This is a genomic window from Actinomadura sp. BRA 177 (assembly GCF_013372625.1).
Taxonomy (GTDB): domain Bacteria; phylum Actinomycetota; class Actinomycetes; order Streptosporangiales; family Streptosporangiaceae; genus Spirillospora.
Window position 1 is genome coordinate 1 of the sequence record NZ_JABXFD010000119.1, and the last position, 482, is coordinate 482.

A 482-nucleotide genomic window follows, 5' to 3' on the forward strand; every position below is an offset into this window, starting at 1 on the left:
TTTTGTTGTGGGTGTTGTGGGTGTGTTGTAGCCTATCTGCTTCGTCGGCGGCGTCGGTGGTGTATAGGAGACAGTGCTGGGAGTAGGACGGGTGGGGGGCCCCCGCGGTCGCGGGCATGCGCCCGGCGCGCTCCGGATCGTCCGCGGACAGCGCGCTCAGGGGCCGGCCGGCGAGCGCGGCGTGGTGCTCGGCCAGCGCGGACCATTCGGGCGACTCGGTGATATCTGCCATTGCCTCTCTCATCGCCTCGCGGGGCGGGCGCCGAAATCCCCCGGACGCGTCCCCCCGGCGATCATAGGTAGACCGCGCGGGACCGTATCAGGGTCGTCCCCCGCCGCGCAGGAGACCGCGCGGGAGACCGCCCCGGACGGGCGAGTCCGTCCCGCCGCCCAGCAGTGGCGACGCCCCGGCGCCGGGCCGGGGACTGTCTCTTATCCACCTCTGCCGCACCCGCAGACGAGGACAGACGCAAGCCATGCTT

1 protein-coding gene is annotated in these 482 nt (G+C 71.8%); it reads right to left on the reverse strand.

Features of this window, described 5'->3' with window-relative positions:
* A partial coding sequence (locus tag HUX53_RS03360) for a hypothetical protein (RefSeq protein ID WP_176401702.1) occupies positions 1-232 on the reverse strand: 232 nt, incomplete at its 3' end.
* Positions 233-482: the final 250 nt, after the last annotated feature.